The sequence below is a fragment of the Thiocapsa sp. C2-2m genome (assembly GCF_041903745.1).
Classification (GTDB): Bacteria; Pseudomonadota; Gammaproteobacteria; order Chromatiales; family Chromatiaceae; genus Thiocapsa; species Thiocapsa roseilacustris.
The window spans coordinates 1-25190 of sequence record NZ_JBBWVD010000012.1 but is presented as its reverse complement, the minus strand read 5'-3'; the positions used below and the strand labels follow the sequence as shown (position 1 = coordinate 25190).

The following is a 25190-nucleotide window of genomic DNA, read 5'->3' as shown; positions in this document are numbered from 1 at the left end:
AGAGTCGACTGCAAGTCGACGATCCCGGGGGAGCGAGCTCAGGAAGCCCCGAAGAATAGCCGCGCCAGCTCCTCGCCCGGATCATCGGCACGCATGAAGGCTTCGCCGACGAGGAAGGCGTTTACACCACTTGCGCGCATCCGCTCGACATCCTCCGGCGTCAAGATGCCGCTCTCGGTGACGAGAAGCCGGTCGCTCGGGACCCGATCCAGCAGTCCAAGCGTCGTGTCCAGCGTCACCTCGAAGGTCCGCAGATTGCGGTTGTTGATCCCGATCAGGCGGCCAGGGATCGCCAGCGCCCGCGCCAACTCGTCCGCGTCGTGGACCTCTACCAGCGCGTCCATCCCGAGCTGTTCGGCCAGATCATTGAGCTCGGCGAGCCGGTTATCGTCAAGGCAGGCCGCAATCAGCAGGATGCAGTCGGCGCCCAGGGCACGGGCCTCGTAGAGCTGATAAGGGTCGACGATAAAGTCCTTGCGGATCACCGGCAGGGCGCAAGCCGCACGCGCCGCCTTGAGATCTTCGTCGCTTCCCTGGAAGAAATCCCGGTCGGTCAGCACGGAGAGACAGGCCGCGCCATTGCGGGCGTAGCTCTGCGCGATCTCGGCAGGTCGAAAATCCAGGCGCAGCACACCCTTGCTCGGACTGGCCTTCTTGATCTCGGAGATCACCGCAGGGACACCGGCCTCGACCTTCGCCCGGAGCGCATCGGCAAATCCGCGTGGGGGATCGACCTCGGGTAAGCCGGCAGCGAGTCGACCGAGCGGTACGCGCGCCGACCGGGCCGAGACCTCTTCCACCTTCCGGTGAATGATCTTTTTAAGGATGTCAGGTATATCGGCCATGGTCAGACGCCATCCGTCGCACGCTCGAAGCTCGCCGTGAGCGCGATCAAGCGCTCAAGCCGACGCTGCGCCTCCCCGCTCGCGATCGCTGCATTGGCCTTCGCCAGTCCATCCGCCAGTGTCTGCGCACGTCCGGCGGCATAGATGGCCGCGCCTGCGTTGAACTGAACAATATCGCGCGCCGGACTCGGCTGATCGGCGAGCACGCGGCGCAGCATCGCCAGGCTCTCGGCAGGATCCCCGACGCGGATCGCATCCAGATCCGCACGCTTGAGACCGAAGCCCTCGGGATGAATGGCGTAGCGGTGGATCACGCCGTCCTTCAGCTCTGCCACGTCGGTGATATCGCCGATGCTGATCTCGTCCAGACCGTCGCGGGCGTGGACGACCAAGACATGACGACTGCCGAGACGCTGCAGCACCAGTGCGAGCGGCTCGAGCAGATCCTCGCTGAAGACACCAAGCACCTGATTAGGCGCACCCGCCGGATTGGTCAGCGGACCCAGGACATTGAAGATGGTCCGCACGCCCAGCTCCTTGCGCGGGCCGATCGCGTGTTTCATGGCGCTGTGGTGACCCGGCGCGAACATGAAGCCGACGCCGACCTCGCGCACGCAGCGCGCGATCTGCTCGGACGTCAAATCCAGCCGCAGACCGGCCGCTTCGAGCACGTCGGCCGCACCGGAGCGACTGGAGACCGACCGGTTGCCGTGCTTGGCGACATGACAGCCGGCCGCCGCCGCGACGAACATGCTGGTGGTCGAGACGTTGAAGGTCCCCGAGGAATCACCGCCGGTGCCGACGATGTCGACCACATGATCGAGCCCTCCGACATCCACCCCGGTCGCCAGCGCGCGCATCACGCCCGCCGCCGCCGCGATCTCGGGCACCGTCTCGCCCTTCATGCGTAAGGCGATCAGGAAGCCGGCGATCTGCGCCGAGGTCGCCCCACCGGTCATGATGGTGTGCATAACCGAGGTCATCTCGTCGCCGGTCAGGTCACGATGTTCCAGGCAGCGGTTGATCGCCTCTTTCAGCTCCATTAAAACGCGCCTTTTGGTTTAGGTGAGATTTTCATGTTGGGTTGACCTTGTCACGCTCATCGACCGCCGGAGCGGCGCGTTTTAAGTGATTATTTTTATTCTTTAAAATCCTAAACCACGTCTCACCAGCCCATTGGAGAACTGCTGAGTCGACATCGCCGCCGACATCGATGGTCGCGATGGACGCGGTTTGTAAATAACGTGTCGGAAATATGTTGAGCACCGAATCTAATCGTTGTCGTTGTCGTTCTCGTTGTCGATCACGACAACGACAACGACAACCGTCGAAAAGGTATCCTCTCGTCGAGTTGTTCTACTTATTTTTGAACCGTTCCTAAGAAATTTTCGAGGAGGTCGTGCCCGTGCCGCGTCAGGATGGACTCCGGATGGAACTGCACGCCCTCGACCGCAAGCTCGCGATGGCGCACCCCCATGATGGCCTCGCGCTCGCCGTCGGCGGTCTCGGTCCAGGCCGTCACCTCGAGACACTCCGGCAGGGTCTCCTGCTCGATCACCAGCGAGTGGTATCGGGTCGCTTCAAAGGGGTTTTCCAGGCCGCTGAACACACCGACGTTCGTGTGGTGGATCGCCGAGGTTTTGCCGTGCATCACGCTCGGCGCCTTGATGATGTGTCCACCGAACGCCTGGCCGATCGATTGATGGCCGAGACAGACACCGAGGATGGGCACACGCCCGGCCATCGCCTTGATCAGCGGGACCGAGATCCCGGCCTCGTTCGGCGTGCAGGGTCCGGGCGAGATCACGATCCGCTCGGGCTCGAGCGCAATCGCCTCGTCGAGACTCAGCTCGTCGTTGCGCACCACGCGCACCTCCGCACCCAGCTCGCCCAGGTATTGCACCAGGTTGTAGGTGAAGGAGTCGTAGTTGTCGATCATCAGGAGCATAGTGAACGTCACGCCATCTTCTGAAACGGGAATACCATCATCCGCGATCGAACTCGGCATCGGGGGTCATAGGGGAATCCCCTCCCGCCGGATTGTCTCGATCAGCGCTGGATTCGCAAATCCTTCGGGGTGCTTCCACTCCTCCAGCCAGATCGGCAGGGGGTCGACCAGAATACCTGTGTCGAGCATGAGATCGAAGGCGATTCCAGCCATGTCCACCGCTGCATCGGCGCGATTTCCTTGCGGACCTCCGAGAAGTACCGCAAGGTCTACGTCGCTCAGATCGCCGGCGACCCCACGGGCGCGACTTCCATAAAGCAACGCACCGGCGACGTCGTACCGCGTGCGCAACCGATCGACGAATCGTCTGGCAGCACTTTCCACATTCGCATTCATCCGAACGTGGCCTCGGCGCGCTCGAAGTCGCTGTCGCGTCCGACATCCGGCATGGACGCCAGAACCTCGGCAAAGCTGCGCTTGGGCGGATGCAATAAGACCTGCTCCAGGATCAAACGATGCTCGGCCTCGGCGCTGCGCCCGTGGACGGCCGCCCGACGTTTGAGCGCTTCGACGATGCTGTGGTCGAGATTCCTGACAACGAGATTAGCCACGAGCCTGCTCCGGCGAACCAGTGTGCTAACAATGATAGCAACGCAAGGGTCAAACGACTCGCCCAACGCCGCGCTCAATGCCCGCCTCGGCCAAGGCCACGGCGCGAAAGACCGCGCGGCCCTTGCTCATGGTCTCCTTCCATTCGGCGTCCGGGACCGAATCGGCCACGATGCCGGCGCCAGCCTGGATGTGGAGCATGCCGTCCTTGATCAAGGCGGTGCGGATCGCGATCGCCGTGTCCATATTGCCGTTCCAGGAGAGATAGCCGACCGCACCCGAATAGATCCCGCGCTTGACGGGTTCCAGCTCGTCGATGATCTCCATCGCGCGGATCTTGGGCGCACCGGAGACTGTCCCGGCCGGGAAGGTCGCACGCAGCACGTCGATGGCGTTCATGCCCTCGCGCAGATCGCCGACCACGTTCGAGACGATGTGCATCACGTGTGAATAGCGCTCGACGATCATCTTGTCGGTCACCCGCACGCTGCCGATCGCGGCGACGCGCCCCGCATCGTTCCGGCCCAGGTCGATGAGCATCAGGTGCTCGGCCAGCTCCTTGGGATCGGCCAGCAGCTCGGCTTCGAGTGCCTGGTCCTCCGCCTCGGTCTCGCCGCGACGGCGGGTGCCGGCGATCGGGCGGACCGTGACCACGCCTTCCTCGAGCCGGGTCAGGATTTCGGGTGAGGAGCCGACGATGTGAAAATCGCCCAGATCGAGAAAATACATGTAGGGCGAGGGGTTGAGCCCGCGCAGCGCCCGATACAGATCCAGCGGCGGCGCATGGAAGGGGATGGAGAGACGCTGCGAGATGACGACCTGCATGCAGTCGCCGGCGAGGATGTAGTCCTTGATGCGCTCGACCGCGTGCTTGAAGCCGTCCTCGGTGAAGCCGGAGACGAAATCGGTCTCGCTCACCGTGCGCCCCTGCTCCGACGAACCTCGCGGGGCACCGCACCGCATCCGCTCGCACAGGGCATCAATGCGCGCCTCGCCGGCCTCCAGGGTATCCCCGGCGCTCGGGTCGAGGTTGAGGATGATGTACATCCGTCCGCTGAGATTGTCGAAAACGACCACCTCGTCCGAGACCATCAGCAGGATGTCCGGCGTCTGCAGCTGGTCCGGGTTGGGGCAGGTCGCCAGACGAGGCTCGATATAGCGGATGGTGTCGTAGCCGAAATAGCCGATCAGACCGCCGGTGAAGCGCGGCAGACAGGCGAGATCGGCAACCTTGAATCGCTTTTGGTAGGCGTCGATCCAGGCGAGCGGGTCCGCCGTCTCGACGGACTCGATGACATCGCCGTCACACTCGACGCGGATCGCATGCCCGCTCACCCGCAGCAGGGTGCGACAGGGCAGGCCGATGATGGAGTAACGCCCCCACTTCTCCCCGCCCTGGACGGATTCGAGCAGATAGGAGTAAGGCCCCTCGGCGAGCTTGAGATAGACGCTGAGCGGCGTGTCGAGGTCGGCAAGGACCTCGCGCAGGATCGGAATCCGGTTGTGGCCTTGGTCGGCCAAGGCACGAAAGGCAGCGGGTGTCATCGGGGTCTCCGAGCAATGGGATTTAAGGCTGGTCGGAACGCGGTCTCAACCTCGCCATCGCCACCCGTTCATCGCTCGCATCGTCCCGGGTTTCATAGAGTGGTTAGTGGTTAGTGGTTAGTGGAGCAATGCAGAGATTCCGAGATCGTCCGGGATCATTGCCGTTGCCGTTGTCGTTGTCGTTGTCGTTGTCGTTGTCGTAATCGTATCGATGGTCGATTACGACAACGAACAGTCTCGACACACCTGTCGTGCTGCACTAGAGCGGTCTGGAGGATGGGTTTCGCTTTTGCCACCCTACGAGACCAACGGATTACGCGGCCAACAGACCCTTGAGCTCGACCATGGTGTCGATCACCGCGTCGGGCTTGGCCCCGCGGATGTCCTGACCGTGGTTGTAGCCATAGCTCATGCAGATGATCCGGAAACCCGCGGCACGCGCGGCCTTCACGTCGCTCACCGAGTCGCCGATCATGAGCGCCTCCGCAGGCTCGACACCGAAGTGTTGCGCCGCGTGGAGCAACGGCATGGGATCCGGCTTCTTTTTGGGTAGCGTATCACCGCTGACCACCAGGCCGAAATTGTCGCGGATCCCCAAATCACGCAGCAATGGCTCGGTGAACTGAGCGGCCTTGTTGGTCACGCAGCCGAGCTGATAACCCGCGCCCTTCATGAAGGCGATGCCCTCGATCACGCCCGGATAGAGCACCGAGCGCTTGGAGGTATTGTCCGCGTAGAGCTCCAGAAAGATCGGAAGCGCCGCCTCGAAATCCGCCTCGTCGGGCTCGCCGTCGAGTTGCCCGATCAGCGCCCGGCGCACCAGCCGTTCCACGCCGTTCCCCACCCAGTTGCGCACGGCCGTCTCCCCGTGGGGCGGACGGCCGAGCCGCTCCATCATGGCGTCGACACAAAAGGCCAGATCCGGGACGCTGTCCACCAGCGTGCCATCCACATCGATCAGGATCATCTTCGGTCGCAGCATGCGATCACAGCTCCACCAAAACGTCAAAGAGAGAACCCCGCAGGTCGGATTAGCGCAGCGTCATCCGACATCAAACCTCCGAGCAGACCGCCGACTTCCGGTTACGGCGCGCGTCAAAACCCGGGGGCCAAGAGCGAGCGCTGTCCCACACGCGCCTAACCCGACCGACACGATCAAAAAATCGAGCTTACCATTCAGGCCCTTCTTCACCTGAACCGCGTCAACTCGAATCGCGAAGGGAAGCTCGGCCGCATCGACCAAACTCCCACCCCGACCATAGCCCAGGACGCGGTTCAGCGCGCCATCTGCTCCCGCATCTCCCGGATAATGCTGTCGTAGCGATGCGGATCGCTGTCGCGACCCTTGCCGAAGATCCCGGAGCCGGAGACGAAGGTGTCCGCGCCGGCCGCCTTGATCTCGCCGATGTTGTCCGCCTTCACGCCGCCGTCGACCTCGAGCCGAATGTCGAACCCGGACGTATCGATCATCTTGCGCGCCGCGCGCAGCTTGTCCATCGTCGCCGGGATGAAGCTCTGCCCGCCGAAGCCGGGGTTCACCGACATCAGCAGGATCATGTCGATCTTGTCCATCACATAATCGAGATAGCTCAACGAGGTGGCCGGGTTGAAGACCAAACCCGCCTTGCAACCCTCGTTGCGGATCAACTGCAGGGTGCGGTCGATGTGCTCGCTCGCCTCCGGATGGAAGGTGATGTAGGTCGCGCCCGCGGCGGCAAAGTCCGGGATGATCCGATCGACCGGCTTCACCATCAGATGCACGTCGATCGGCGCCGTCACGCCGTGCTTGCGCAGGGCCTCGCAGACCAGCGGGCCGATGGTCAGATTCGGCACGTAATGGTTGTCCATCACGTCGAAATGGACGATGTCCGCGCCGGCGGCGAGCACATTGTCGACCTCCTCGCCGAGCCGGGCGAAATTCGCCGAGAGGATGGACGGTGCGATCAGATCAGGCGTCATGCTGTTGTCCTCTAAGATCTCGCGCACCGCGGCACATGCGCCTCGGCGCGGATCCGTTTTGATGTTGGAAGTGAGGAACTCTAACCGAAGCGGACCGGATTTTCACTCGGCGCGCGGACGCACATGCCTAGGCCGCCCTGGCTTCAGTGATGGTCTCGTAGGCACGCCGGATCTCCTGTGTCTTCTGCGAGGCCATCCGCATCGCCTCCTCCGGCAGACCCCTCGCCATCAACTTATCCGGATGATGCTGGCTCATCAGACGCCGATACGCCTTCTTGATCTCCGCATCACTCGCTTTGGGTCCGACCCCCAAGGTGGCGTAGGCGCTGGCGAGCGGCGCCGGCCTTGCAGCCGTCGAGGACCTGCCGCGGCCGGACTGACCGGTCGCACCGGCATACATCCGCTGCTGCAGCACCAAAAGGTTTTCGAGCTGCCGATAGGCGAAGGCCGAGACGTTGAGCCCGCACCGAATGGTCTCGAGCGCGCGTCGCTGGTCCGGCGTCGGGGCACCGTCCACATAGGCGGTCAGGAGCTGCACCTCGAGGAACAGGTGAATCAAGGTCCCTTGGCCCGCACAGACCGCCTTCAGCGCAGCGATGGCGCCCGCTAGATCGAAGTCCGGCGACTTGCCTTGGTTGAAGAGATCAATCGCCACGCGGCGCTGGTCGGTGCCCAAGGACATCCGATCCATCACCGAACGCGCCAGGGCGACCTCCGCCTCGCTGACCCGCCCGTCGGCCTTGGCGACATGCCCCATCACCAAGAAGGTCGTCTCGAAGAAACGCGCCTGGACCCGCGCCCGCTGTGCACCCGTCAAGGCCGGGCGCCGCGCACCGCCGATCCAGCCCCGATCGACACCCTGACCCAAGGCCGCACCAAACACCGCGCCGACCGGACCTCCCACGACCAGACCGATGGCGCCGCCGACGGCTGTGCCGACCCAACCCATGTCGAAAACTCCCTTACTTACCTTTCAGATACTGTTCATCGCTGAAGGAGTAGACCCACTGCGGCTTGAAGGCCACCAGCACGGCCAAGATCCAGCCGTTCAGGAAGGCCTCCGGCATGAACATCAATGGAAAGAAGGGTAGCACCGTTTCGCTGAGGTCGGCGAAGCTGTAAGCGCCGCTGACCACCAGCAACCCGGCTGCCAGATAGCCCGTCATCACGCCCACCAAACCGGCGGTCAGGAACCCGTTCACCAGCACATAGACGAAGAACTGTTTGGGCAGATACCAGCGGATCAGGATCAAGGCGACCTGGGTGAGGGTCGCCGGCACGACCCCCGTGAGGAAGGCATTCATCGCAAACCCGTCCCAGCCCGTTCCCGCGTTCAGGACCACCCCGAGCAGCGCCAACGCCGCCCCGAGCACAGCCAACGACCATCCAAACATTAGGGTCATTGCCGTCACCCCGAGCAGATGAAACGACAACCCGGACTGCACCTGAACGTCCATGTGCCAGAGCACCAGCAGCGCAACGACTGCCCCAAGAAAAACGTTCAGTTGCTCCATGTCGCGAAACTTCCGCCACGGCGTCAACCGCAAGGCGAGCAGCAGGATCAAGGCGAAGAGAAGGTTCATGACCCAGAGCAGGGCCGGCGAGAACAGCGTACCGTCGATCGTCATGTCGAGCCTGCCTGGGGTGGCTTGGTCGGGGTAACCTCATTTGAAGGAAAGTTAGGTAGGTTTCGGTGTGGATCAACTGTCCACGCGAGGCTGGCGTCATGAACGTATCGATCCGCGGCCCGGGGGCTTGCCGCTGGACAAGGGCGATCTCACGGCCCACGACGTCTGGACAGTATTTTTTGACGGGCTTGTCAGTGACTTCTACCCTAAGATAGGTGTTCGGTTAACTCCGTTTTCTTGAGGGTGGTTCTTATGTCTCGGCAAATGGGTGCATTGCCCGCTTCTCTGTTGGCTGGTTTTCTCATTGCAGGAACGTCTGCCCCCGCGCTTGCCGCGAGCAGCGACGTGGCGGTGGATCCTACCTCGACCGAGGTTTCAGCGCTCATTGTGCGGTTGGAACGCTACGATGGGTCGGCGCGTGACCTCGGCATCAGCCCGGCGCAGCTCGCCCGGATGACTCAGGCGGCCGGTTTGCGCCTGTCGCGGGTTCGGGCCATGTCGGGCGATGCCCGTGTGCTGTCTCTCCCGGCTCGACTGCCTCTCGAGAGAGCTCAGGCGATCGTAGACCGTATCAAGGTCCTGCCGGGCGTTGCTTACGCCGTACCCGACCGGATTATGTTTCCACAATTGTTCACCGCGAGTCCGACAGTTCAGCTTGCCCCGGACGATCCCCTTTACGAGGATCAGTGGCATTACTTTAGTCCTATCGGGGGCATCAATTTGCCTGCCGCTTGGGATCTGACGGTCGGCGATCCAGATATCCATGTTGCAGTCTTGGATACCGGCATCCGCGGCGAGCACGAAGACCTCGTCGGGCAATGGAGCGGCGGCTACGACTTTATCAACAGTCGATTCAACGCACGCGATCGCAACGGACGAGATGCGGACCCGACCGACCCAGGGGATTACTCCTTTTTTCAGTCCAGCTCGTGGCACGGGACTCATGTTGCCGGGACGATCGGCGCGGCGACCGACAACGCGACCGGGGTTGCCGGAATCGCCTTCGGTGCGACGATTCAGCCGGTCAGAACGCTCGGGCGCCTAGGGGGCATAACCTCGGACATTCTGGATGCAATGCGTTGGTCCGCTGGATTGTCGGTGCCGGGTGTACCGGATAACAGCAATCCGGCGAAGGTGCTCAACATGAGTCTCGGCGGCTCCGGCGCCTGTGATGCGGCTTGGCAATCGGCTGTAGATGATGTGGTCGGCGAGGGCAGCGTGTTGGTTGTCGCGGCCGGCAACAGCAGCAGCGACGAAGCAAACTTCACCCCGGCCAGTTGCGACGACCTGATCACGGTGGCCGCAACCGACCCAACCGGGGATCTCGCACGGTACAGCAACTTCGGCCCGGGCATCGAGATCAGCGCCCCTGGCGGGGATGTTCAGATGCCGGGGGGCGGCATTTTATCCACACTGGATAGCGGCACGAAAGCACCGACAGGCGATACCTATGGCGCGTACAACGGGACCAGCATGGCGACGCCACATGTCGCCGGTGTGGTCGCCTTGATGTTTTCAGTCAATCCGAGCCTGACTCCCGGCGAGGTCCTTGCAGCCCTTCAATCAAGCGCTCGTCCCTTTCCGAACGGCACAGACTGTGGCGATGACCCCGACCTGTGTGGCGCAGGGATTCTGGACGCTTATGCGGCCGTCCAGAGCGTCATAACCAGGTAAGGATGTCTTGATGGGCGCCCAGCCGCCGTGGGCGCCATCTGGTTCCGATGCATTCCCGGCAGCTTGAAGGCGGCCTCGCCGGGCTAGGTTAGAACCCGCCGCCCGCCGGTGTGCGAATGACAGCAGGGCTCGGTCTTCGTCACTTCGCACGGCAACACGACGGCCTTGCGAGGTCCGTTGGCTACCCCGCTGTGCTCGCAGTTACGGCGAATTCCGGAAACCGTTATGCCGGGTTGCGCATCGTAGCGCTCCAGGCTCCGAAAATCGTAGGTTGTGCCGAGCCGTGCGAGGCACAACCAACCGTCGGCGCAAGTTGTGCCTCCTGTCGTCAGCACAACCTACGGTTATGGAATTTTCCGGGAATCGCCTAAAGGCTTGATTGGTGGTCCCGCAGCGGTCTTGCCGATCGCTGCGTCCAAGGCATGCCGGTTCAATCCGCTCCCAACCAGGGCATCCTCTATCAGCTCAGCCATGTCCGCCGCTCGCTGCGGCAGTGCCCCGTCGGTCATCGTATACAATCCCCTCTTCTTTGTAGTTGTGCTGCTGCACCAGGAAATGCAGCGTCTCGAGGATGCCGCGCAACGCGTCCTTGTCGCGCGAATCGACCGCTAACCGGCCGGAGTGATGATCGCGTACAGCATGTCCGGCATGTGCGTGGTGTCCGTGGATGCATCGAAAGGCCACAGTTTGGATGGAACCGAGCGGAACAGCTCCCCGGAATAGATCACCTCGACCGCGTAGATCGTTTGCGCAGAGGGTGCCGCGCCGGTCGAATGCTCCGGGATCAAGACCGTGCAGGATTCACGAGAGCTGCATCCATGGAGTTGTCGGTTCCGTTGACCGCCGGGGTTGGCCGGGAGCGCACCGCTCTCGCTTGCAACGAGGAGGGCTTGAGCGACCGCCCGTGCGAGCCCCCCGTATCCGCTGAGCGCGGAGGGGTAGACGCCATTGAAGGAGCCATCCGCAAAGGTGACCTCGTAGAGGTTGCCTTGGATCTCGATACCCGTCACGCCGCTGATGACGCCATTGTCCACGGCGAAGGATTGCGCGTGGGCCGTGCCTGCAGCCCCGATGTATAGGGCGATCATGCCGGTACGAAACCCGTCATGGATAATGCGTGTTATCGTCATCATGCTCTCCGGTCGAGGTCGATGAGTGACTGTCCTCGCTCTTTCGGGGCGCAAGGTCAGATCGGCGAGACGGCGGCAACGCTCATCGCGCAGCCCGGCAGCGAGCCCTACGATTGTCGCGAAACGACAACACCCTGGGATCGACCACTTGCAGTCGTCTTTTCCGCTGGCCTGACGGCCCGATGGACTTACAGAACGCATCCCCGGGATCGCACCCGAAGATTCGGCGCGTGCGCCAGGCGCCTGGTAGACGCGGGTTCGGATGGATTGGACGCGAAATCCGTGGGGCGCCATTGAAACGCACGGATATACATCGCGCATTGCGAAATGTGGAACACGAGCGTCGCGGGGTCGATGCATTCCTTTTTGATGCACCGTCGCCTGTTATTGTCGCCCGTCAATCGAGAACGGATGTGGCCTTGTCCGTCACTCCGCCCATCGCGGCAGGCTGCGCAAGAGCGCCGCGCGCATGCGCGACACCGCGGAGCGGGTGTCACGAGTCCCTTTCTGTTTTGAGTGGCCCGCCTCACGATCCAGGCGAACGGATGCCGCCCGACGGCGTTGATTGCGCCGAGCCTGCGTCGACGCGGGGCGATGCCCTCGACCGAAACCACACCTGCTGCAACACCCCATTCACGGGCCGCTCTTGCCGAGCCGTCCGGAGCTGCCGTCAAGATGTCACTCTCCATTCACTCCAAGGTCTTCCTCACGCTTCTGTTCGCGTGCGTGCTGGTGCTGTCGGGCACCCAGGCGTTCGTGCACTGGTCGCTTCAACGCGGACTGGTCGAGCTGGCCGAGGCGCGCGAGCAGGCGCGGATCGAGATCATTGCCGAGCGTCTCACCGAGATCTATGCCCGGGAGGAGAGTTGGGCGCCGCTGCGCGCGTCGCCACGGCTGTGGCTCGGCGCGCTGCTGGGGCGCGATTGGCCCGCGGAGGGGCGTTGGGGCGGACCGGGCGAGGGCTCACGTTCTCCGCCGTGGGTGCGGCGCTTTCTCGCACCGCATCATCAGGCGGACGGAGGCGATGGCTTCGTTTGGCCACCACCGTCGGCGTTGCGGGACGAGCGACGGGGTCAGGGGCCGCCAATCGAGCTGCGTTTGATGCTGCTCGACGCCGAGGGCGCCCTGATCTATGGTCGGCCGGAGCTGTTGCCCGACACCCGGCGTTTTCCGTTGAATCTCGACGGTACGCCGATCGGTGCGCTTGCGGTCATCGCGGGTCCCCCGGTCGCGGAGCTCGCCGACCTGCATTTCGTCGAGCGCCAAGGCGGACGACTCTGGCTGATCGTGGCGGCGATGCTGGTGCTTGCGGCCGCCTTGGCCTATCCGCTGTCCAGTCGTCTGGTCCGGCCGGTGAAGGCGCTCCAGCGGACCGCGCGCCGACTGGCGGCCGGGGACTATGACGCCCGCGTGGCGATCGGAGGCGGCGACGAGATCGCTCGCTTGGGCCGCGACATCAACGCCCTTGCGGATGCGCTGGGGCGCAACGATCGGGCGCGGCGTCAGTGGGTCGCGGATATCTCCCATGAGCTGCGCACACCGATCGCGCTGTTGCGGGCGCATCTGGAAGCGATGCAGGATGGCGTGAGGCCGCTCGACCGCGCGGAGGTCGATCGACTCCACGGGGACGTGCTGCGGCTCTCGCGCCTGGTCGAAGACTTGAATGATCTCGCAACGACGGATCTCGGTGCACTCGCCTACCGCATGCAGGAGATCGATCTTGCCGAGATCCTCTGCGAGGATATCGATGCCTTCCGGACGCGTTTCGAGGCCGCGGGGCTCGAATTGGTCTTCGACAATCGGCTTGCCGGTCGGCGCGACGCGGCTCAGGCCGGGGATGCTCCGCTAAAAGCGGACGCCGGCCGTATCTCCCAACTCTTCGGCAACCTGCTTCACAACAGCCTGAGCTACACGGATCCGGGCGGAGGGCTGACGGTAATCCTGGACGCAGCTGCGTTCGGCGGCTATCGGGTCACCTTCGAGGATACGGCGCCCGGCGTCCCGAACGAGGATCTGCCGCGGCTCTTCGACCGACTCTATCGGGTTGACGCCTCGCGAAGCCGCCACACGGGCGGCGCGGGATTGGGTCTGGCGATCGCGAAGAACCTGGTGCTGGCCCATGGCGGGACCATCGAGGCACAGGCTGCGGCAGCGGGCGGTTGTGCGATCCGGATCGAGCTGCCGGCAAACCGAGGGGGGAAGATCTAGGCGAATTCCGGAAACCCTTATGCCAAACTGCGCATCGGAGGGCCCCACGCCGGACGAGCCGTAGTTTGTGCCGAGCCGTGCGAGGCACAGCCAACCGTCGGCGCAAGTTGTGCTTCCTATCGTCAGCACAACCTACTGGTACCGAATTTTCCGGACATCGCCTTAAATGAACCGAACCGCACTGCCGTTGATCCTCATCGTCGAGGACGAGGAGCGCTTGGCCGACGTGGTCGGCGACTATCTGCGCGTCGCCGGCTTCCGGGTCCATCACTTGGCGACCGGCACGGGTGCGGTCGCCTGGATCGAGCGCGAAGGACCGGATCTGATCCTGCTCGACCTCATGCTGCCGGGTCAGGACGGGTTGAGCATCTGTCGCGAGGTGCGCAGCCGTGCTCAGGTGCCCATCATCATGACCACGGCACGGGTCGAGGAGATCGATCGCCTGCTGGGACTTGAGCTGGGTGCCGACGACTATGTCTGTAAACCTTACAGCCCGCGGGAGTTGGTGGCCCGCGTCAAGGCCGTCCTGAGACGGACGAGCCAGGCGCCCGAGCACCGCCGGAGCGGTTTCTTGATACTCGAGCCGGAGCGATTGCAGGTCTCGCACGACGGCAAGGTCATCACGCTGACCGCCGTGGAGCTGGCATTGCTGGCCGCGCTCCATCAGGCTGCGGGCCGAATCCTCTCGCGCGACCACCTCATGGACCGGATCTATCCCGACAACCGGGTCGTGTCCGATCGCACCATCGACAGCCACATCAAGAAGCTCCGGCGCCGACTCACCGAGCTGGCGCCGGATGTCGAGTTGATCCACTCGGTCTACGGCGTCGGCTATCGCTACGAGGAGCCCGACGCCAACGAGACCCTCTCGCGGGGAGCGGGCTGAGCCTCGACCGTTCGGCTCCGACCCGTCCGCTTCCACGAAATCTGCACGATCTCTGCATAACTCCTGCACCCTGGTCACCTAACCTGCAGTACGTCGGGACTGGACTCGACATCACATCGGGACCTTCCCGAGACGCAACGAAGACATCAAAGGTGACACATTATGAACACAGGCAAGAGCTTTCGCACCGCAACCTTGGCGTTCGCCGTCATGGCAGTCATGGCCTCCACCTCGGTCTTGGCCGGACCACGCGGCTACGAGCAGGACCCGAGCGCGTGCGCGGACCAACGCATTGAACGTATGACCAAGAGCCTGGACCTGACGGCCGAGCAGCAGAGTGAGATCCTAACCATCTTGGAGGGGCAACGCGCGCACGCGCTGCAACAGCGTAAGGAGGTACAGGCGCGCATCGGCGCCGTTCTCACGCCCGAGCAACAGGCCCGCATCCAAGAGCAGCGGGACGCGCGGATGGAAAGGCATCTCGATCGGCTCGCCGACCGACTGGATCTGAGCGAGGAGCAGGTTGACCAAGTGCGCACCGTCATGCAGACCAAGAACGACAATTCCGGCATGGCCAGAGGCGAGATCCGAGAGCAGATCAAGGCCGTCATGACCGAGGATCAGCTCAAACGCTTCGAGTCCCGCGGACCCGGGTCCAAGCGCGGAGGTCCGGGCGAACCCTGTGCGGAGGGCAAGACCCGCGGCGGGCCGGCGTTCTGATGCCACGGGTCCCGGCCGATGGCGTGTGGAACGCCCTCTGGCCGGGGCTCCTGACGAGCGGGAAGGGCCCACGAACGTTCGCGTGTCACCGAGATCGAGGACATCTCCGAAGCCAATAGCAAAATGAAAATGACGCATGTCGCTCTGGACGCGGTTTAGAATCGGGATGATTCTTCGCTCGATCATGTGCTTGGGCGATTCGATCCATCACCGATACGATTGAGGAGGACGCAATGGAGCTCAGACCACTCGGACGCACTGACATCCGCGTCAGCGCACTTTGCCTCGGCACCATGACCTTCGGCGAGCAGAACAGCGAGGCCGAGGCACATGCACAGCTCGACCGCGCGCTCGCCGCGGGGATCAACTTCATCGACACGGCCGAGATGTATCCGGTCCCGCCGCGCGCGGAGACCATCGGCCGGACAGAAGCCCATATCGGCACCTGGTTTGCGTCGCGCGGTTGTCGGGATCGGATGGTTCTGGCCTCCAAGGTGGCCGGCCCGGGCGCATGGCTGCCGCATCTTCGCGGCGGCAGGTCACGGTTGGACCGCGCCAATCTCGTGGCAGCACTGAACGGCAGCTTGAAACGGCTGCAGACCGACTGGATCGACCTCTACCAGCTCCATTGGCCGGATCGCGAGACCAATTACTTCGGCAAGCTCGGCTATTCGCCCGTGGACGACGCGTACAGCGTCCCCTTGCTGGAAACCCTCGAGGTCCTCGCCGATCAGGTCCAGGCCGGCAAGATTCGGCAAATCGGCGTCTCCAACGAGACGCCCTGGGGACTGATGGGCTTCCTCGCCCTCGCGCAGGAGCATGGCCTGCCGCGCATGGTCAGCATCCAGAACCCCTACAGTCTGCTGAACCGGACCTTCGAGGTCGGCCTCGCCGAGGTCGCCGTTCGGGAGGACTGCGGTCTCCTGGCTTACTCCCCGCTCGGCTTCGGCGTGCTCTCGGGGAAGTATCTGGACGGCGCACGTCCGGCCGGCGCACGCGTCACCCTCTTCGAGCGCTTCAACCGCTATTCCAACCCGGAGGCCGAGCGCGCCACGGCCGAGTATGTCGCACTCGCCCGCCGCCACGGACTCGACCCGGCGCAGATGGCCCTCGCCTGGGTGACGAGCCGCCCCTTCGTCACGTCCAACATCATCGGCGCGACGACCCCCGAGCAGTTGGAGGCCAACCTCGCCAGCGCGGATCTCACGCTCTCGGATGAGGTGATCGCGGAGATCGAGGCGATCCATACGCGGCAGCCGAATCCGGCGCCGTAGGCGTGGTAGATGCGAAATGATTCGCACGTCGCAGCGTGACGATGCGAATCATTTCGCACCTACGCGGGACCTCGCGCGCATGAAGATCTACGGCATCGACTTCACCAGCCGACCGAGTCGCCGCAAGCCTATCACCTGTCTGGAGTGCGGGTTCGACGGGGTGCGACTGGAAGCAGGCGAGCTGACCGAATGGCGCGATTTCAAGGGTTTCGAGACCGCGTTGCAGCGACCCGGACCCTGGATCGCCGGGATCGACTTTCCGTTCGGCCAATCGCGCACCTTCATCGAAAACGTCGGCTGGCCGGGCACCTGGGCGGGCTACTTGGATCACGCGGCAGGACTCGGCCGCGACGGATTCCGCGCCGCGCTCGATGGGTACAGGGCGGTCCGTGCGCCTGGCGACAAAGAACACCGCCGCGCGACGGATCGCGCAACCGGTGCGATCAGCCCGCAGAAGCTTTACGGCACACCGGTCGGTCTTATGTTCTTCGAGGGTGCACCGCGGCTGCGCAAGGCCGGCGTGAAGATTCCCGGGCTCCAAGACGGCGACCCCGAGCGGATCGTCGTCGAAGCCTATCCCGGCGTCCTCGCCCGTCGGCTCATCGGCAAGCAGGGTTACAAACACGACACGCGGTCCAAGCAGACGGCGCAACGGGACGAGACCAGGAAAAGGCTCCTTGCGCTGATCCTCGAAGGCGAGACACAACCCATCTACGGCCTGAAGGTCGAGGCGGAGCCGAACCTCGCCGAGGATCCGAGCGGGGACCGGCTCGACGCATTGCTGTGCGCCATCCAGGCGGCGTGGGCCTGGACGCAACGGGAGAAGGGGTTCGGGATGCCGGATTCGATGGACTTTCTGGAAGGAGCGATCGCGGACCCGGTCGGCGGCTGACGCACTGCTGTACATGCGATCGGAGCGGACCTGCGCACGACTCGGCTGGTTGCCACCGATCAGTTGACGCCGGCACCCTTGTTCCAGCTCAAGATGCCTCTCACGGAGACACGGAGAACGCGGAGAGCTCGAGATCTTTCCTCCGTGCCGTCCGTATCTCTGTGACTTCGTGAGAGGGTCTAAAAACCGATCGGTGCTACCGTCGGCGGGCATACCCTCTTGTGCAGTCTTCTTCTTCAGCAGCCGGTCGGTCCGTCGGAGGCCGGAGGCGATTCGCGCCCCGACACCAGTCCAGGATGCCCGCATTTGAGACCCGCGAGCTTGACCGCCTGCGCGACTGCCTCGGCGACGGGCAGACCCTGCAGCAGGCCGTGGATGACCCCGGCGTTGAAGACATCGCCAGCACCCAGCGTATCGACGACAGGCGTCGGGGCATAGGCCGGCACTCGCTGGACATGACCGCCTCGCACAAGGAACGCGGCACCTTCCGCGCCCCACGCAACAACGCAAAGCCGTGCATCGCTTCGCTCGAGGAGGGCCTCCAGGAAATCACTCGCATCCGCGAATCCGCCGGCACGCGCAAAGGCACGACTCGCCAGCAGCACCTGCGGCCCCGTCAACAGCGCATCGATCCCCGGGCGGCGTTTTTCGAGCTCGACCGAGATCGGCACATCCGGGGCCTCCTCGCGGACACGGCGGATCATCCGCGCCGTTTCCGGCGGGTTGCGCCCTTCGAAATGGACCCAGGCGAGTCCATCGAGCGAGACCCGACCGAAATCGTCCGCACTCAGCTCGGGCAGGTCCCGAAAATGGACGATGGTCCGGCTGCCGCCGGCGCGGCTGAGCAAGATCGAAGAGGTCGGGGTGGTCCCGGCGGGGACACGCACGGCATCGCGTATCTCGATGCCGTAACCGGCAAGGTCGGCGAGGATGAGGTCGGCCGCCGGGTCGTCGCCCAGCGTGCCCACCCAACGGCAGCCGTGTCCGAGTCGCGACAACACAGCGAGGCTATTGGTGACGTTGCCGCCGCGCACCCGGCGCATGGCGAGGGCACGCACCTCGTCGTCCTCGGAGGGATAGACTTCGACCTCGTTGACGAGGTCGAGCACGGCGATGCCGACACCCAGAACGGACCCGGCGGGATTAGATGTCTCGTGCAATGCGAAACCCCAGCATATCCAGACGCGTCCCCGGAACGAAGCGTGCGCGAACGTAGGTCCGCATCGAGGCGGACGGCTTGTTGAAGGCACCGCCCCGGGCGACACGATAGGTGCATGGACCGTCGGTGCGGGCGCGACCGTCGCTCGGTGCGCCTTCGTAACCCGCCTGATAACAGTCCGCGACCCACTCCATGACATTGCCCGCCGTGTCGTGGAGACCGAACGGGCTCGGGTCGAAGCTCCCTACGGGCGCGGTCGAGCGGTTGTCCCAGTCGCTGCCGCAATCGAAGCAGACCGCCCGATTCGGCTCCAGCCCGAACCCCCACCAGTAGGATCCGCGCCCGCCGGCTCGCGCCGCATACTCCCACTCGGCCTCGCTCGGCAGGCGGTAAGCGCGTCCGGTCTCGCGGGAGAGCCAGGTCGTGTAGGCACGGGCATCCTCCCAGCTCACACCGACGACCGGGCGGTTGCCTCGGCCCCATCCGAAGTCCCTCGCAAGGCCGCGGCCGGTGGCGCGGGCGAAGCGATCGTAGTCATTGAAGGTGACTTCGTAGGCGCCAATTAAGAAGGACGTGATCTCGACCTCGTGCGCCGGCCCGAAATCGGTCGCGACCGTGAGATTGCGACCCATCCGGAAACGCCCGCCCGGGAGCCTCGCGAGCATCGGACCAAAGCCGCCGTTGCGCAGCCGATCACGCTGCGTCGGGACAGAAACGATTGTTGAATCAGGAGGCTCGGATGTCGACTCGGAGGCGGGAGGCCGTGTACTCTCACCAACCACGGTCTCCGTTCCCGAGGACTCCGGGGAAACTGTTTCCGGGGCCGGCGGGCGGTCGGCACGCAGCCAGACGACGAGGAGCAACGCGAGCACCGGGAGAAGAAACAGCGGCCAGAGGCCAAGGCTGATTGAGCGACGTCGGGCTTGCGGTGCCTCTGCGGAGGGTCCGCGCGGCGGTGCCTGCTCAAGCAACACCGGCTCGCTCGCCTGCGCCTGCAGATCGAGCAGGGCCTGTCTCAAACGACTGACCTCCTCCTGCGCGGCCGTCAGAGAGAGCTCACGCCGCTCGACCTCTTTGCGCAGGCCGTCGAAGACCAGATGCTGATCTTCCAACACGTCCTCGAGACGGCGACACTCCTCGGTGATCGCGTCGAGTGCCTGCTCTTTCGCGCCGAGGGTCCGCTGCAGGCTGTCGAGCTCCTGACGAAGGGCAAATTGCTCGGCGGCCGAGGCTGCTCCACCCTCGACCGCGGAGCGCTCGCTCAACTGGCGATTGATGCGCGCGGCCTCCTGCTGGGCCTCGCGACGTACCTCGCCCAGGGCCTGCCGCAACAACGCGGTCTCGGCGCGATCGGCATCCGTTGGTTGTACGTTCGTTTCGTCGACCATTCAGGAGGGCATCGGATTGGTTGAAACGGCTTGAGCGTCGGGTGGCATCGTCGGATCATGCTGCGCGCGTGCGACGCGTAAGATTCGCATGATCGGCGGTCGGTTGCACCTTGGGTTGAACCTCCGCCGACGTCTCGGGCAACACCGAGCACGACACATCCAGCACGAGAGGCGGCGACCGCCCCATCCCTCGGACCACGCCATCGGCAGACGACAGGTCGACAATGCACGCGACACCCCATCCGGACAGCGGCTCCCATGACCACCCTCGGTAGCGTGGCAGCCGGGCATCTGCGGACCGCCGAGGCGGCCGCCGAGGCCCTGCGTGCCGGCGGCAATGCGTTCGATGCGGCGCTCGCGGCGATGTGCGCGGCCTGCATTGCCGAGCCGGTCCTGGCCTCGCTCGGCGGCGGCGGCTTTCTGCTCGCCCGACCCGCCGGCGCAGCGCCGGAGCTCTTCGACTTTTTCGTGCAGACCCCGCAACAACACCGCCCCGAGCAGGAGCTGGACTTCTATCCGATCCTCGCCGATTTCGGCGACGCGACGCAGGAGTTCCACATCGGACTAGGATCGATCGCGACACCGGGGACGATCGCCGGTCTCGTCGCGATCCATCGCGAGCACTGTCGGCTTCCTCTCGCAGCCATCGTCGCGCCGGCCTGCCGTCTCGCCCGCGACGGGGTGATCGTCAACAGCGTCCAACTGACTATCGCCGAAATCGTTGCGCCGATCCTGCACGCGAGCCCCGCGGCACTCGCACTCTATGCCGACCCGGAGCAACCCGACCGGCTCGCCCCGGTCGGCGCGCGGCTGTGCAACCCGCAGCTTGCCGAGACCCTGGAGCGGATCGCCTGCGAGGGCACTGATCCCTTCTATCGCGGCGACTTGGGAGTGCGCTTGGTCCGCGATTGCGCCGAGCACGGAGGACATCTGAGCGCGGCGGATCTCGCCGACTACCGGGTCGAGCGACGCGCCCCGCTCGTCCACCCCTATCGCGAGGCGCACCTATACACGAATCCGCCACCCTCGCAGGGCGGGTTCCTGCTCGGCATCACACTGGGTCTACTCGGCACCGTCGAGCCGGCCCGTCTCGGACGCGGCAGCGCCTCGCATCTGCACGCGCTCGCCCTCGCCCAGGAGTTGACTCAGCGCCTGCGTCGCGCGCAGCCGGCTGCGCTCCCAGAGCCGCTATTAGCGTCGCTCTCGGACTCGGCCCCGAGCATTCCGGAAGCCTATCGAAAGCTCATGGAGGGTGCGGCGACCTTCAGCCGCGGGACCACGCAGATCAGTGTCGCCGACCGCGAGGGCAACCTTGCCAGCGTGACCCTGTCCAACGGCGAAGGCGCCGGCTATGTGCTGCCCGGCGCCGGCATCATGCTGAACAACATGCTGGGCGAAGAGGACATCAACCCGCACGGCTTTCATCGCTGGCCGACGAATCGGCGGATCAGCTCCATGATGGCGCCAAGTCTTCTGGCACTGGCGGACAGGGGGTGGGTCGTGACCGGCTCGTCCGGATCCAACCGGATCCGCAGCGCCATCCTGCAGGTGGTCTCCAACCTGATCGACTTTGGGCTCGATCTAGAGGCGGCCGTGGCATCCCCCAGGATGCACTACGAAGACGGGGTGCTGAATCTCGAGCCGCCGATCGCGGACGACACGCTCGCCGCGATCGGCGCACACTGGCCGGCGCTGAAGGTCTGGAATCGGGAAAGCGTCTTCTTCGGCGGCGCCCACAGCGTGGCGGTCGCCCCGGACGGCAGCACGCACGGCGCGGGTGATCCGAGACGCGGGGGGGTTGCGCTCCAGGTGAATTAAGTCCCTTTGCCACAGTAATCGTTGTCGTTGTCGTTGTCGTAATCGACAACGACAACGACAACGACAACGACAACGACAACAATTAGACGGTGCCCAACTGATTTCCGACAGGTTACTTATTCACTCGAATACGGCCGCAGGATCATTTCTCCGCCGCGCAGGACCAGCTCCATGCGTCTGAGGTAGGCCATGCCGAGCAAGACCTGATCGCCCTGCATGTTGGGGAGGATGGTGGCGCTCAGGTCGTAGGCGACCAGCCCGCCGACATCCACACTCTCCAGCCGCGCGACCCAGGTGCGGACATCGCCGTTTCCGGTCTTGCTGATCCCGCCGGGTTGGAGCGTCAAGCCGAGCGTCTGGGCGACCATGTAGGGCATGGCGACATCCACGGCCCCGGTATCGACCAAAAACTCGATGGGTGTCCCGTTGATCCGACCCGTAGTCACGTATTGACTCACCTGATTCTCTTTGAGAACCACCTCGGGCACGTCACCGGCGCCGAGATAGGCGACCGGGTTCGGATTCGGATTCTCCCGGCGCTCCGCCAAATCGCGCGCCAGCAGGATCACCAGCAGACTCGCGAGCAAAAACACGGGGATCGGCATCTTGCGTCTGAGCCAAGCGACTGAGCTCTCTCGGATACGTTGCAGTCTGATCATCGTTCGTCGGGGTGCGTCGATACCAATGAAGCGCCGTCGGCGTTGACTCCGATGCCCGATCGCGGGGCCGGATCGCCGCAGGCCGCCCACCCGTCATTGCGCTTGAGCCATCGCGTCGATGCACGGGTTCGGTCCAGCTTAAACCGAAACCATAAAGATGACGAGGTTGTGTCGTCGAGCCGGCGTGGGCAGCCGTTACCACGACACAGATCAAGATGGTCCGAGGTGAGGACGCAGCGTCAGCACGCCGCCGCGCTGGATCAGTTCCAGTTGGCTCAGATAACTCATGCCGAGCAGGACATCGTCTCCGGGCATGTTCGGCAAGACCGTGGCGCGAACGTTGCGCGCGACCATTCCGCCGAGGTCGACGGTGTCGAGCCGGGTCGTCCAGGTCCGCACCATGCCGTTTGCGGTCTTGCTCATGCCGCCGGGTCTGAGCGGAAGTGAGAGGCGCTCGGCCAACGACAGCGGCAAGGCGACATCGGTTGCACCGGTGTCGATCAGAAAGCGCACCGGCGCACCGTTGATCCGGCCGCCGGCGATATAGTGTCCGGCACGGTTGCGTTCTAGGCGAACCTCGGGGACGCCGCTGCCGCTGTGCAACGCGACCGGATCCGGGTTGGGATTGTCGCGGCCGGTGATCACGCCGTCGAAGAACATGGCCAACAGCGCCAATCCGACGATCCATGCCGCAAACAGCATCGCCCGACCGACCTTCGATGGCATGTCGTCGGCGCCCGGCGGCGCGCTGTTCATCGGTCCGTCCATCGTCGGCTCCTCTTCGGGCGAAATGATCGCAGGTCGCGACCTCTCGCAATGTCCGGTCTATGGCCTTTGGCTACTTCTCCTTCAAGTGGTTCGCTCGGATCCGGGCCGGCGGGGCATGCCGACCCCGTGAGTGCGAATTGATTCGCACTCTGGAATCATCGGGTGCAAATCAATCCGTGCGAATCAATTCACACCTACAACCGAGCCGCCCCGGGCGAGGAGCGGCTCGGTCGAGGATCAACGCGCGGGCGCTGCCCCCTGTCCAGCCATGCGCTGGAACTGCACCCGATAATAGGCGGCCGCACTTTGACCGTTCGCGACGACGTCGTAGACGCGCCAGCCGGTCGGCGAGTTGTACATCCGAAACTCAAGCTTGGAGGGATAGCCCTGCGCACGCACAAGCGCCACGTTGACGCTGACGTCGCCGCGCGGGCCCATGCGCGGCGGCAACATGCGGATCTGCTGCCCCTGATAGTCCATCAGCCGGGACGCCAGGGTGCCAAGGAAATCGGCCTCCAACCGCGCCGACAACGCCTTCTTATCCTCGGCGCTCATACCTCCGGACGCCGGACCGGCCACCCATCTGGCCATCTGGTCGAAGTCGAAATAGGGCGCGATTTCGCGATCGAGGAAGGCGGCGACCTGAAGCCGATTCGGCACATCTTTAAGGGCGAGAAAGCCGAGGAGCTTATCCATGCCCTCTTTGAGCGTCGCGCTGGCCGCCGCTGCAGGACCCTCGGGCATCTCGGCACCCCGAGCCGGCGCCGCGGTCTGCGCACGCGCTGGCGGCTCGGCCGGACGCGCCGGGACAGCGGGCAGTTCCGGCATGGCGGGCATGGCCGGATACGCGCCGCCGTGGGGGATCTGCATCGGGCCGTAGCCCTGAGGCATGGGTGGGGGAGCGTAGCCGTAAGGCTGGGCGGAAGCGCCGGCGGCGGCTCCGAGTAAAACGAGGAGCGCCGCCAAAGAACGAGACTTCATCGAATTCCTCCTAAAATATTCTGTTTTTCGTCGTCGGCCAAGCGCCCTGTAGCCGCCCGGCAGGCTTGGAGCGTGCCAACGGACTCGGGGAAAAGCAAGCGGCACGGTATAAACTAACGGGCGTCGACAGGACTCGGAATCGCCCGAATCCGGCACACCACCATGAGGGAGGCAAACACGTCATGTCACTACCGCGCGTCCACTACCGGGTCGTCGGACAAGACGACTACGTGCTGGAGATCACCCTGGAGCCCACGGGGACTTATCGGATCGACTGCGGCGATCACACCAGCCATAAGCCACGCCAAGGCGCGCTCGACGAGCGTCAGACCCGCGAGATCGCCGCACTGATCGATGCCTTGGGCGCTCCCCGAGAGCACCCGGCACCTGAAGGTGCGACCGGGTTCATCGCCGAGCTGGCCCTCGGCGTCCCGCCCGACACCCGCGTCTATCGCGTCTGGGAAGGCGAGCTGGCGGAAGAGCCGGACGTGATGGCACTGATCCGCGCGCTGGAAGTCATTTGAGCGGCGTCGCGGTCGCCACGAAGGCCGCGAACGCCTGTGCCGGACTCGGCAGGACAACAGGGAGATCCCAACCATGACGCCAACCCGCTGCTTGACCGACGCGATGCTCGAGGTCGGCATGCGCCATAAGGCGCGCCTGAGCTTCAGCCGCGAAGAGGTCGACCACTACTGTGCCCTTGTCGGCGATCACAACGCGATCCATCGCGACCTCGACGCGGCACGGGTGCGGTTCCCGGATGCCCGCGACATCATCGTCCCGGGTGGACTCGTCCAGACCCGCATCTCCGCCCTTTTCGGAACCGAGTTTCCGGGCGACGGGACGCTTGGATTGACCTTCTCGCCCGAGCGCCTGCGCCGCCCCCTGTATCCCGGCGACGAGCTGGTCGTGACGCTTGAGGTCGCACGCCTGATCCGCGGCGGAATCGTCGAGATGCAGATCGCCATCGTCGACCCGCAGGGCAACCGTGTCAGCGAGGCAACGGCCAAGGTGGTGCCGCCGGACGCGGCCTATCGGGCTTGGTGGGAGGAGAATATCGGAGGCTGAGGGTTCGGGGTGCGGGGTGCGGGGTGCGGGG

Annotated in this window: 26 protein-coding genes; 9 read left to right on the top strand and 17 right to left on the bottom strand. The window is 64.5% G+C overall.

Features of this window, described 5'->3' with window-relative positions:
- Nucleotides 1-38: 38 nt before the first annotated feature.
- From trpC to AADX97_RS10885, 11 genes are all read right to left on the bottom strand, one after another.
- On the bottom strand, nt 39-845 hold the full coding sequence (trpC, locus tag AADX97_RS10935) for an indole-3-glycerol phosphate synthase TrpC (RefSeq protein ID WP_374236999.1): 807 nt from the start codon (nt 843-845) through the stop codon (nt 39-41).
- Between the two features lie 2 nt (nt 846-847).
- Nucleotides 848-1888: an anthranilate phosphoribosyltransferase gene (gene trpD / locus AADX97_RS10930; RefSeq protein ID WP_374236998.1), complete on the bottom strand. Its 1041-nt coding sequence runs from the start codon at nt 1886-1888 to the stop codon at nt 848-850.
- 31 nt (nt 1889-1919) lie between these two features.
- Nucleotides 1920-2111, bottom strand: a complete 192-nt coding sequence (locus AADX97_RS10925) for a hypothetical protein (RefSeq protein ID WP_374236997.1) — start codon at nt 2109-2111, stop codon at nt 1920-1922.
- Between the two features lie 94 nt (nt 2112-2205).
- Nucleotides 2206-2793, bottom strand: coding sequence for an aminodeoxychorismate/anthranilate synthase component II (locus tag AADX97_RS10920; RefSeq protein WP_374237002.1), 588 nt, complete (start codon nt 2791-2793; stop codon nt 2206-2208).
- Nucleotides 2794-2859: 66 nt separating this feature from the next.
- The gene (locus AADX97_RS10915; RefSeq protein ID WP_374236996.1) at nt 2860-3189 is read right to left on the bottom strand and encodes a nucleotidyltransferase domain-containing protein; all 330 of its coding nucleotides are present in this window, start codon (nt 3187-3189) and stop codon (nt 2860-2862) included.
- Nucleotides 3186-3404: a DNA-binding protein gene (locus AADX97_RS10910; protein ID WP_374236995.1), complete on the bottom strand. Its 219-nt coding sequence runs from the start codon at nt 3402-3404 to the stop codon at nt 3186-3188. The genes AADX97_RS10915 and AADX97_RS10910 overlap by 4 nt, the downstream gene beginning before the upstream one ends.
- 49 nt (nt 3405-3453) lie before the next feature.
- Entirely contained in the window at nt 3454-4947 is a 1494-nt protein-coding gene (trpE, locus tag AADX97_RS10905; protein WP_374236994.1) for an anthranilate synthase component I, read from the bottom strand.
- Between the two features lie 313 nt (nt 4948-5260).
- Nucleotides 5261-5929, bottom strand: coding sequence for a phosphoglycolate phosphatase (locus AADX97_RS10900; protein WP_374236993.1), 669 nt, complete (start codon nt 5927-5929; stop codon nt 5261-5263).
- 293 nt (nt 5930-6222) lie between these two features.
- On the bottom strand, nt 6223-6906 hold the full coding sequence (rpe, locus tag AADX97_RS10895; protein WP_374236992.1) for a ribulose-phosphate 3-epimerase: 684 nt from the start codon (nt 6904-6906) through the stop codon (nt 6223-6225).
- A 127-nt stretch (nt 6907-7033) separates the two neighbouring features.
- Nucleotides 7034-7855 (bottom strand): co-chaperone DjlA, encoded by an 822-nt coding sequence (djlA, locus tag AADX97_RS10890; protein WP_374236990.1) that lies wholly within the window; start codon nt 7853-7855, stop codon nt 7034-7036.
- Between the two features lie 13 nt (nt 7856-7868).
- Nucleotides 7869-8534 (bottom strand): energy-coupling factor ABC transporter permease, encoded by a 666-nt coding sequence (locus AADX97_RS10885; RefSeq protein WP_374236989.1) that lies wholly within the window; start codon nt 8532-8534, stop codon nt 7869-7871.
- 264 nt (nt 8535-8798) lie between these two features.
- Between AADX97_RS10885 and AADX97_RS10880 the strand changes: the two genes are divergently transcribed.
- Nucleotides 8799-10208 carry a S8 family serine peptidase gene (locus AADX97_RS10880; protein WP_374236988.1) on the top strand — a complete coding sequence of 470 codons (1410 nt, stop codon included), beginning with the start codon at nt 8799-8801 and terminating at the stop codon, nt 10206-10208.
- A 608-nt stretch (nt 10209-10816) separates the two neighbouring features.
- On the opposite strand, the gene AADX97_RS10875 is transcribed toward AADX97_RS10880, so the two are convergent.
- On the bottom strand, nt 10817-11338 hold the full coding sequence (locus AADX97_RS10875) for a hypothetical protein (RefSeq protein WP_374238751.1): 522 nt from the start codon (nt 11336-11338) through the stop codon (nt 10817-10819).
- A 675-nt stretch (nt 11339-12013) separates the two neighbouring features.
- Between AADX97_RS10875 and AADX97_RS10870 the strand changes: the two genes are divergently transcribed.
- From AADX97_RS10870 to AADX97_RS10850, 5 genes are all read left to right on the top strand, one after another.
- Nucleotides 12014-13546: an ATP-binding protein gene (locus AADX97_RS10870; RefSeq protein WP_374236986.1), complete on the top strand. Its 1533-nt coding sequence runs from the start codon at nt 12014-12016 to the stop codon at nt 13544-13546.
- Nucleotides 13547-13712: 166 nt separating this feature from the next.
- A complete protein-coding gene (locus AADX97_RS10865; RefSeq protein WP_374236985.1) occupies nt 13713-14432 on the top strand; it encodes a response regulator in 720 nt (239 codons plus the stop codon).
- A gap of 162 nt (nt 14433-14594) precedes the next feature.
- Nucleotides 14595-15152, top strand: a complete 558-nt coding sequence (locus AADX97_RS10860) for a Spy/CpxP family protein refolding chaperone (RefSeq protein ID WP_374236984.1) — start codon at nt 14595-14597, stop codon at nt 15150-15152.
- A gap of 233 nt (nt 15153-15385) precedes the next feature.
- Entirely contained in the window at nt 15386-16426 is a 1041-nt protein-coding gene (locus AADX97_RS10855; RefSeq protein ID WP_374236983.1) for an NADP(H)-dependent aldo-keto reductase, read from the top strand.
- Nucleotides 16427-16505: 79 nt separating this feature from the next.
- Complete coding sequence (locus AADX97_RS10850) at nt 16506-17318, top strand: DUF429 domain-containing protein (protein ID WP_374236982.1); 813 nt, start codon at nt 16506-16508, stop codon at nt 17316-17318.
- Between the two features lie 236 nt (nt 17319-17554).
- Here AADX97_RS10850 and AADX97_RS10845 read toward each other — a convergent pair whose 3' ends face one another.
- Together AADX97_RS10845 and AADX97_RS10840 are read right to left on the bottom strand one after the other, a co-directional pair.
- Complete coding sequence (locus AADX97_RS10845) at nt 17555-18478, bottom strand: PfkB family carbohydrate kinase (protein ID WP_374236981.1); 924 nt, start codon at nt 18476-18478, stop codon at nt 17555-17557.
- Nucleotides 18462-19865, bottom strand: a complete 1404-nt coding sequence (locus AADX97_RS10840; protein WP_374236980.1) for an SUMF1/EgtB/PvdO family nonheme iron enzyme — start codon at nt 19863-19865, stop codon at nt 18462-18464. Before AADX97_RS10840 ends, AADX97_RS10845 begins: the two co-directional genes overlap by 17 nt.
- A 258-nt stretch (nt 19866-20123) precedes the next feature.
- On the opposite strand from AADX97_RS10840, the gene AADX97_RS10835 reads away from it, so the two are divergent.
- On the top strand, nt 20124-21683 hold the full coding sequence (locus tag AADX97_RS10835; RefSeq protein ID WP_374236979.1) for a gamma-glutamyltransferase: 1560 nt from the start codon (nt 20124-20126) through the stop codon (nt 21681-21683).
- 116 nt (nt 21684-21799) lie between these two features.
- Here the strand turns inward: AADX97_RS10835 and AADX97_RS10830 are convergent, their stop codons facing one another.
- The 3 genes from AADX97_RS10830 to AADX97_RS10820 all read right to left on the bottom strand — a co-directional run bounded on the left by AADX97_RS10830 (nt 21800) and on the right by AADX97_RS10820 (nt 24091).
- Nucleotides 21800-22342 (bottom strand): TIGR02281 family clan AA aspartic protease, encoded by a 543-nt coding sequence (locus AADX97_RS10830; protein ID WP_374236978.1) that lies wholly within the window; start codon nt 22340-22342, stop codon nt 21800-21802.
- 210 nt (nt 22343-22552) lie between these two features.
- Entirely contained in the window at nt 22553-23110 is a 558-nt protein-coding gene (locus AADX97_RS10825) for a TIGR02281 family clan AA aspartic protease (protein WP_374236977.1), read from the bottom strand.
- A gap of 237 nt (nt 23111-23347) precedes the next feature.
- On the bottom strand, nt 23348-24091 hold the full coding sequence (locus tag AADX97_RS10820; protein WP_374236975.1) for an ABC transporter substrate-binding protein: 744 nt from the start codon (nt 24089-24091) through the stop codon (nt 23348-23350).
- A gap of 182 nt (nt 24092-24273) precedes the next feature.
- Here AADX97_RS10820 and AADX97_RS10815 point away from each other — a divergent pair, with 182 nt between their 5' ends.
- Both AADX97_RS10815 and AADX97_RS10810 read left to right on the top strand, forming a co-directional pair.
- Nucleotides 24274-24615: a hypothetical protein gene (locus AADX97_RS10815; RefSeq protein WP_374236974.1), complete on the top strand. Its 342-nt coding sequence runs from the start codon at nt 24274-24276 to the stop codon at nt 24613-24615.
- Between the two features lie 73 nt (nt 24616-24688).
- The gene (locus tag AADX97_RS10810) at nt 24689-25159 is read left to right on the top strand and encodes a hypothetical protein (RefSeq protein WP_374236973.1); all 471 of its coding nucleotides are present in this window, start codon (nt 24689-24691) and stop codon (nt 25157-25159) included.
- The last annotated feature ends 31 nt before the right edge of the window (nt 25160-25190 follow it).

Coding starts and splice junctions, on each gene's coding strand:
- AADX97_RS10810 (WP_374236973.1), top strand. CDS start 24,689: ATGACGCCAACCCGCTGCTTGACCGACGCGATGCTCGAGGTCGGCATG.
- AADX97_RS10825 (WP_374236977.1), bottom strand. CDS start 23,110: ATGGACGGACCGATGAACAGCGCGCCGCCGGGCGCCGACGACATGCCA.
- AADX97_RS10900 (WP_374236993.1), bottom strand. CDS start 5,929: ATGCTGCGACCGAAGATGATCCTGATCGATGTGGATGGCACGCTGGTG.
- AADX97_RS10875 (WP_374238751.1), bottom strand. CDS start 11,338: ATGACGATAACACGCATTATCCATGACGGGTTTCGTACCGGCATGATC.
- trpD (WP_374236998.1), bottom strand. CDS start 1,888: ATGGAGCTGAAAGAGGCGATCAACCGCTGCCTGGAACATCGTGACCTG.
- AADX97_RS10885 (WP_374236989.1), bottom strand. CDS start 8,534: ATGACGATCGACGGTACGCTGTTCTCGCCGGCCCTGCTCTGGGTCATG.
- AADX97_RS10860 (WP_374236984.1), top strand. CDS start 14,595: ATGAACACAGGCAAGAGCTTTCGCACCGCAACCTTGGCGTTCGCCGTC.
- AADX97_RS10865 (WP_374236985.1), top strand. CDS start 13,713: ATGAACCGAACCGCACTGCCGTTGATCCTCATCGTCGAGGACGAGGAG.
- AADX97_RS10830 (WP_374236978.1), bottom strand. CDS start 22,342: ATGATCAGACTGCAACGTATCCGAGAGAGCTCAGTCGCTTGGCTCAGA.
- AADX97_RS10915 (WP_374236996.1), bottom strand. CDS start 3,189: ATGAATGCGAATGTGGAAAGTGCTGCCAGACGATTCGTCGATCGGTTG.
- AADX97_RS10855 (WP_374236983.1), top strand. CDS start 15,386: ATGGAGCTCAGACCACTCGGACGCACTGACATCCGCGTCAGCGCACTT.
- AADX97_RS10815 (WP_374236974.1), top strand. CDS start 24,274: ATGTCACTACCGCGCGTCCACTACCGGGTCGTCGGACAAGACGACTAC.
- AADX97_RS10880 (WP_374236988.1), top strand. CDS start 8,799: ATGGGTGCATTGCCCGCTTCTCTGTTGGCTGGTTTTCTCATTGCAGGA.
- AADX97_RS10850 (WP_374236982.1), top strand. CDS start 16,506: ATGAAGATCTACGGCATCGACTTCACCAGCCGACCGAGTCGCCGCAAG.
- djlA (WP_374236990.1), bottom strand. CDS start 7,855: ATGGGTTGGGTCGGCACAGCCGTCGGCGGCGCCATCGGTCTGGTCGTG.
- AADX97_RS10835 (WP_374236979.1), top strand. CDS start 20,124: ATGACCACCCTCGGTAGCGTGGCAGCCGGGCATCTGCGGACCGCCGAG.
- rpe (WP_374236992.1), bottom strand. CDS start 6,906: ATGACGCCTGATCTGATCGCACCGTCCATCCTCTCGGCGAATTTCGCC.
- AADX97_RS10870 (WP_374236986.1), top strand. CDS start 12,014: ATGTCACTCTCCATTCACTCCAAGGTCTTCCTCACGCTTCTGTTCGCG.
- AADX97_RS10820 (WP_374236975.1), bottom strand. CDS start 24,091: ATGAAGTCTCGTTCTTTGGCGGCGCTCCTCGTTTTACTCGGAGCCGCC.
- AADX97_RS10920 (WP_374237002.1), bottom strand. CDS start 2,793: ATGCTCCTGATGATCGACAACTACGACTCCTTCACCTACAACCTGGTG.
- AADX97_RS10840 (WP_374236980.1), bottom strand. CDS start 19,865: ATGGTCGACGAAACGAACGTACAACCAACGGATGCCGATCGCGCCGAG.
- trpC (WP_374236999.1), bottom strand. CDS start 845: ATGGCCGATATACCTGACATCCTTAAAAAGATCATTCACCGGAAGGTG.
- trpE (WP_374236994.1), bottom strand. CDS start 4,947: ATGACACCCGCTGCCTTTCGTGCCTTGGCCGACCAAGGCCACAACCGG.